Origin of the sequence: Methylobacterium sp. J-072 (assembly GCF_022829425.1) — a bacterium.
In the GTDB taxonomy this organism is placed as follows: domain Bacteria; phylum Pseudomonadota; class Alphaproteobacteria; order Rhizobiales; family Beijerinckiaceae; genus Methylobacterium.
In genome coordinates, this window is sequence record NZ_JAKSYK010000123.1 from 22,623 (window position 1) to 29,216 (window position 6,594).

The 6,594-nt window shown below is 67.2% G+C and carries 6 protein-coding genes; all 6 read right to left on the reverse strand.

From position 1 onward, the window contains the following. Positions 1 to 38 precede the first annotated feature (38 nt). Entirely contained in the window at positions 39 to 878 is an 840-nt protein-coding gene (locus MKK67_RS14350) for an SDR family NAD(P)-dependent oxidoreductase (protein WP_243965712.1), read from the reverse strand. A gap of 95 nt (positions 879 to 973) precedes the next feature. Beyond that, the gene (locus MKK67_RS14355) at positions 974 to 1,867 is read right to left on the reverse strand and encodes a Bug family tripartite tricarboxylate transporter substrate binding protein (RefSeq protein ID WP_243965713.1); all 894 of its coding nucleotides are present in this window, start codon (positions 1,865 to 1,867) and stop codon (positions 974 to 976) included. Between the two features lie 166 nt (positions 1,868 to 2,033). Further along, positions 2,034 to 2,747, reverse strand: a complete 714-nt coding sequence (locus MKK67_RS14360; protein ID WP_243959449.1) for an SDR family NAD(P)-dependent oxidoreductase — start codon at positions 2,745 to 2,747, stop codon at positions 2,034 to 2,036. Between the two features lie 2 nt (positions 2,748 to 2,749). Next, a complete protein-coding gene (locus MKK67_RS14365; protein ID WP_243959451.1) occupies positions 2,750 to 3,523 on the reverse strand; it encodes a citryl-CoA lyase in 774 nt (257 codons plus the stop codon). Continuing rightward, positions 3,520 to 5,043 (reverse strand): class I adenylate-forming enzyme family protein, encoded by a 1,524-nt coding sequence (locus MKK67_RS14370; protein ID WP_243965714.1) that lies wholly within the window; start codon positions 5,041 to 5,043, stop codon positions 3,520 to 3,522. Before MKK67_RS14370 ends, MKK67_RS14365 begins: the two co-directional genes overlap by 4 nt. Before the next feature lie 3 nt (positions 5,044 to 5,046). Continuing rightward, entirely contained in the window at positions 5,047 to 5,841 is a 795-nt protein-coding gene (locus MKK67_RS14375) for an IclR family transcriptional regulator (protein WP_147938830.1), read from the reverse strand. Positions 5,842 to 6,594: the final 753 nt, after the last annotated feature.

Here is a 6,594-nt window from a genome sequence, read left to right on the forward strand (position 1 = left end):
GAGGGGTGCTGGGCCCGCCCGGCGGATGCGGGGTCCGATCAGCCGGGGGCCGGACCCCGTGCTGTCGCGGCGAGGCCTCCGTCGACCAAGAGCTCGGTGCCGGTCACGTAGGACGCCCGGTCCGAGGCCAGGAACAGGGCGGCCTCCGCGACGTCGAAGGCGGTGCCCATTCGGCCGAGGGGGCACTGTGACGCCCGGACAGCTTTCATGCGCTCGAGCCCACCAGTGTAGGAGCCTGCGACAGTCTTCTCGATGCGCGGTGTGTCGATGAGACCCGGGACGATGGTGTTGGCCCGAATGCCGTAGGGCGCGTTCTCGACGGCCAGCAGGCGCAGATATTGGATCAGCGCAGCCTTAGTCGCGCCGTAGGCGAGGTGCGGATAGCCGACGTCGCGCATGCCCGCGATCGAGGACGTTGCGAGGATCACGCCGCGTCGGCGGGCGCGCATGCCCGGGATGACGGTTGTGGCCGCCAAGTGGAGCGCGGTCAGGTTCGCGTCCGAGATCCGGCGCCAATCGGCTGCCGAGGTCTCCGTTGACGGGCCGGCCTTCCCGATGCCGACGTTGAAGTAGAGGACGTCGATCCCGCCTTGCGCCGCGCCTACCGCCGCGAGGCATGCAACGAGTCCGTCGTCGTCCGAGACGTCGACGGCCACGGCCTCGGCGCTGCCGCCTTCCTGCCGGATGAGCTCCCGGGTCTCCTGCGCGGCGGACGGCTCGCGGTCGACGGCGACGACATGCGCGCCGGCTCGTGCGTAGAGAAGGCTGATCGCCTTGCCGATGCCCCAGCCGGCGCCGATCGAACCTGCGCCGAGAACCACGGCGACGCGTCCTTCGAGGTCGCGATCGAGGCTCGTCGCCTTCGCGGCAGTCGTCATCGCATTGTCCCTTCCTCCGAGGGGTCGTCGGTCCTGCGCGGCATGGGTCCGGGCGAAACCCCGCCGTGGACTGGCGGAACCGCCCCTACGCCGCGCTACATCTTCGGCACGCCGGCCTGCTCGATCACGGTCTTCCACTTCTTCAGCTCGGTCTCCCCGAACTGGCCGAGATCCTCCGGCGTCCCGCCCTCGGGGACGCCTCCGTTGTCGACGATGAACTTCGCGAAGCCGGGCTCCTTCAGCATCGCGTTCACGGCCGCGTTGACGCGGTCCACGATCGGCCGCGGGGTGTTGGTTGGGGCGTACAACCCGAACCAGGCGCTGACGTCGTAGCGCGACAGGTCGGCGCTCTTGGTCGCCTCGGCGATGGTCGGGACGTCGGGGGCCTGGGGCGACCGCTTCAACGTCGTCACCGCCAGCGCCTTCAGGTTGCCCGCCGTAACGTAGGGATAGACCGACGGCATGTTGTCGAAGATCATCTGCGTCTGGCCGCCCATGACCGAGACGAGCGCCTGGGCGCTGCCGTGGAACGGCACGTGGGTCATGCTGATGCCGGTCAACGCCTTGAACATCTCCCCCGACAGGTGCGTCGAGGCGCCTGTGCCCGACGAGGCGAAGTTCAGGGCGTCGGGATGGGCCTTCGCGTAGGCGATGAGCTCATCGACCGAGTTCACCGGAAGGTCCTTGTTCACGGCCAGGATGTTGGGGATCGTCTCGATGAAGACGATGGGCACGAAGCTTTTGACCGGGTCGTAGCGCAGCTGCGTGTAGAGGTTCGGCGCGATGCCGTGGGACGACACCTGACCCAGGAACAGGGTGTAGCCGTCCGGTTTCGCGTTAGCGGCGAGGGCCGTGCCGAGCGTGCCGCCGGCCCCGGGCCGGTTGTCGACCACAACCGTCTTCCCGAGGGCGGCGGAGAGGCCTTCGGCGACCTTGCGGGCCAACACGTCGGTGGCGCCGCCCGCGGAGTAGGGGACGATGATCGACACGGTCCGGATGGGCCATGCCGGCTGCGCCTGTGCGGCGCCGGCCGCCAATGCGGCTCCGAATGTCAGGATACCCAGGCCTCGCCGAGTCAGAGATGCCACGTTGTCCTCCCGGTTGGCTCGCGGACTTCGTCCGCGTTTCTTTTGTCGCTTCGGTCGCGACGGGCGATCAGGCGGAGCCGATCGTCATCCCGCCGCACACGTAGAGAACCTGTCCGGTCACGAAGCCCGCCCGATCGGACAGGAAGAAGCTGACGGCGTCGGCGACGTCGTCGGGGGTGCCCAGGCGCGCCACCGGCACCGCACGGATGATCGCATCGGTGCGCGGGTCGCCCGGCGGATTGACCGCGTCGAACAGGCTCGTCCGGATCGGTCCGGGCCCGACGGCATTCACCGTGATGCCGTGCCTCCCGAGTTCCAGCGCCCAGGTCTTGGTCATCCCGTGCAGGCCGGCCTTCGTCGCCGCGTAGACAGTGCGCAGCTCCTTGCCGAGGGCGACGCGGCTGGAGATGTTGACGATGCGGCCCCGGCCCGCCGCCTTCATGCCCGGAAGGAGCGCCTGCGCGCAGAGGATCGGCGCCTTTAGGTTCACGGCCGAGACCGCGTCGAGACTCGCCGGATCGGTGTCCTCCAGGGAAGCGGGGGCGACGATGCCGGCGTTGTTGACGAGGCGGGTCACCGTCCGCCCCGCGATGGCGTCGGCGAGCGTCCGGGGCAGCGCCGCCGCGTCGGACAGGTCGACCTCGACGAAGTCGTCCAGGGCGTCGTGCTCCGGCTTCACCACGTCGAGGACGATGACCTTGAATCCGTCCGCGGTGAGGCGCTGCGCGATCGCCCCGCCGATGTTGCGGCTGCCGCCGGTGACGAGGGCATGATCGCGCATCGTCAGGCCTCGTACGGGATCGACTTGTCGACGAGATCCCAGATGAACCGGCCGCTCGGGCGCTGCTGCTCCTCGGCGATATGGGCCACGAGCCCGGCCGTGCGGCCGATCAGCGAGAAACCGCGCATCAGCTCGACCGGCACGCCCATCTCGCCCAGCAGGGCGGCGGTGGCGCCCGTGGCGTTGATGGTGATGTGTCGGCCCGCTCGCTGGTCGACCACCGTCGACAGGAGGCGCAGGGCGGCGACGTGGCCGCCCTTGAGACCGTTCTCCGCCCCGATCTCCAGCAGGCGGACCGCGCGCGGATCCTCTGGGCGGTGCAGGTGGTGGCCGAAGCCCGGCATGTGGACCTTGCGGGCCTTGTGGTCGTCCACGACGCGCTCCGCCAGTGAACGCTGCGCGTCCTCCTCCAGGGCGACGAGCTGGTTCAGGATCCGGGCGTTGTTCTCGACCGTGCCGACGAACTGGCTGCCGACCGCCAGCAGGCCGGCGGCCACCGCGCCTTGCATGTTCTCCGGCGCGCTCATGTAGATGGAGCGGGTCGCGATGGCGCTCGGGGTGAAGCCGTGCTCCATCATGGTGATCATGATGGCGTTGAGGACGCGCCGCTCGCCGTCGGAGACGTCCCGTCCAAGGATGTGGGCGGCGGCCTCCGCGACGAAGTCGGGCGCGGCGCCGGGCTTCAGGATGTCGGTGACGAGGTTCTTTTCGCGATAGAAAATCGCGTCCTTGGTGTGGTGGCTCAAGGCGGTGGTCGGCGTCTTGGCGTTGCTCATGGCTGCTGCCTCTCCCGGGCGGTGCGCTCGACATGGTCTTGGACCAGGACCTGCTTCTGCAGCTTCCCGTAATTGTTGCGCGGCAGAGCCTCGTAGAAGGCGATCGACTTCGGCGCCTTCACCGAGCCCAGCCGGTCCTTGACGAAGCGGATAATCTCCTCGGGATCCGCCGCCATGCCGGCCCGCAGCTCGATTGCGCCATGGACGGCTTCGCCCCACTTGTCGTCGGGGACGCCGAAGACCGCGCAGTCCGAGACCGCGGCGTGCTGGGCGAGCACTGGCTCGACGTCGGCCGGGTAGACGTTGAAGCCACCCGTGATGATCAGGTCCTTCGCCCGACCCTTGATCGACAGGAAGCCGTCCGCGTCGAAGCTTCCGAGATCACCGGTCAGAAGCCAGCCGTCGCGGATCGTCTCAGCGGTCTTGTCCAGCTGCTTCCAGTAACCCGTCATGACCAGGTCGCCGCGGATGGCGATCTCGCCGTAGGCGCCGGTCGGCAGGATGGTGCCCTCGGGATCGAGAATCGCGACCCGGGTCAGCATGGTCTCGCGGCCGACGGTGGCGCGCTTGTCCGGGATCATGAGCTCTTCGGCCGAGATCATGGTGGCGATCTGTGGCGCCTCCGTTTGGCCGTAGGTCGAAGCGATGCAGGGGCCGAACACGGACTGCGCCTGCGCGATCGCGTCGGGGCGCATCGCGGCCGAGCCGTAGACGAGGTTGCGCAGATGCGGGTAGGTGCCGCGCCGCGCCGCCGGCAGCTCCATCATCATGTAGATCACGGTCGGCGGCAGGAAGGTCGTGGCGATGCGCTCCTCGGCGAAGCAGCGCAGGATCTCCTCCGGCCGCGGCTGGTCGCGCAGGACGAGCGTCCCGCCGGTGCCCAGCGTCGGCAGGATGTAGGTCGAGGTGCCGTGGGTGATCGGCGCCGCCGCCAGCAGCCGCTCGCCCGGCTTCAGGCCCCAGGCGGCGATCTGGGTCGCGATGTTGGTGTTCCATGCCCGGTAGGGCTGCATCACACCCTTGGGCTTGCCCGTGGTCCCACCGGTGAACTTGATCGCCTGCGTCGCGTGGAGCGGCAGCGCATGGAAGCACGGCGCTGCTCCAGCATGTGCCCGGGCGAGGCCGCCCGTGGTTCCCGCGCCCCCGTTCGGGTCCGCCACCAGGATCGCGGCTCCGGTACCCTCGACCAGGGAGCGCGCCGCCTCATCGGCGATTACGATCGAAGCCTCGGTGAAGGTTATGCCCGACCCGATCTCGGCCGACTTGTTCTTTGGGTAGAGCGGGACCCAGACCTTTCCGGCGGCCAGCACGGCGAGCCACGCCACCACGTGCTCGACGTGGTTGAAGCAGCAGATGCCAACGCGCGACTGCGGCTCCGGGTCGAGGGCCTGCAGGCCGGCTGCGAGCGCCCCGGCGCGCGCGACGAGATCGGCGTAGGTGACCCGGTGGTCGCCGAACTCCAGGGCGATCGCCTCGGGGGTCCGGGCCGCCTGACGGAAGAAGAGGTCGATCGGATACATCGGTCAGGCGGCCTCGGCTTGGAAGCCCGCATCCACGACGGCGCGGCGCAGGGTCTCGGCGAGCCCGGCCCGGGCATCAGGGTGCAGGTACGAGATCGTGTTGGTGACCGAAACGGCGCAGACCAGGGCGCCGTCCTTGAAGACCGGAATCGCCAGAGCACCGATGTCGGGGATGATCAGCGCCTCGTTCACGACGTAGCCGTCGATCGGAAAACGCTCGCAGGCCTCCGTCGCGATCGCCGCCGTCAGCCGTCCGTACTTGAGGTACCTCTCGGCCTCGCGTCCGATGATCGCCGCCCGAGCCCCGGCGGGATGCGCCGCTAGAAGGGCGAGGCTCGCCGCGCCGACGCCGAGCGGGCGCCGGGCTCCCACCTTCAGCGTGCTGACGAGGATCTGGGCGCGTCCTTCGATGACCGCGATGCAGAGGGACTCCCCCTGGGACGGTACCGACAGATTGATGATGCCGCCGATTGACTGCTGCGCGATGTCGAGGAAGGGGCGAAGTGTCTTGCGGAGCTGAAGAAACTCCAGATCGGGACCTGCCCGGTTGACGATCTCGTAGGGCATCAGCCCGAGGAAGTACCGCTTCGTATAAGGATCGAAGTTCAGGAAGTTCTCGTCGACGAGAGCCGTAAGCAGGCGGTGGGCGGTCGCGACGTGAAGACCGGTGCGCGTGGCGGCGGAGCTCAGACTGACGCCCTTCTGGCTGCGCTCGGCGACGACGACCAGCAATGCTAGCGCCTTCGACAGAGACGAGCGCGGTTCCTCCACGCGGGGCGCGGCTGTCTCCAGCAGCATCCTTCCTCCCGGAAATCTTGTTCGTTGGCTCCAGTGTGCAGTCCCGAATCCAAGACTGTCCAGGCCAATATCTCGGATCCCGAAAAATTCTTCTCGCTAGGCGAGAAAGTTTATGATGATGACAGTTCTCGGCTGCTAGGCTGGCCGCTGGCCTGTTGAAGGGACAGCATCGATGCCTCCAGGCTCGTAAGCGTCTGCGTCTTCTGAGTACTAATGAACACGCGTTCCGTACCCCGCTACATCGGCGTCGAGCCGAACAACGGCGTTGAACTGAGCCGCATCGTTCTCCTAGATAAGGATCGGTGCTGAAGCATGGCCCCTATCGAAAATCTGCTCAAGTCGTTGCAATGTCGGATGCAATTAGTTCGAAGATGGGGCTGCAACCGATGCCAATCGTGAGCCCATCCAAAATTTATATTTGCTTACGACATCAATAAGTGGGGAGCGCTTTTGCGAGCCTCATGCTTCGACGCCGATCCACAGCGATTGCTGCGTCAGAGCGCCCAGATTGTAAATAAGCGTCGAAGGTTCGCCCCTCCCAAATACAGCTCAATACGTTGAAATTTAAGCTGAAATTTGCTTGGAAGTGGAGTCACGATCGGCGCCGATCGTGGGGTCTGACTCACATTCGGTGCAGGCGGGTTGATGGATCTCGGCTTTCGTCGTCGGAGATCCTGTCATGTCTCGCAGTTTGCATGCTGGTGCCGTCATCCCGCGCGGCCTCGTCATAGATCATGTCGAGGTCGGCGCCGT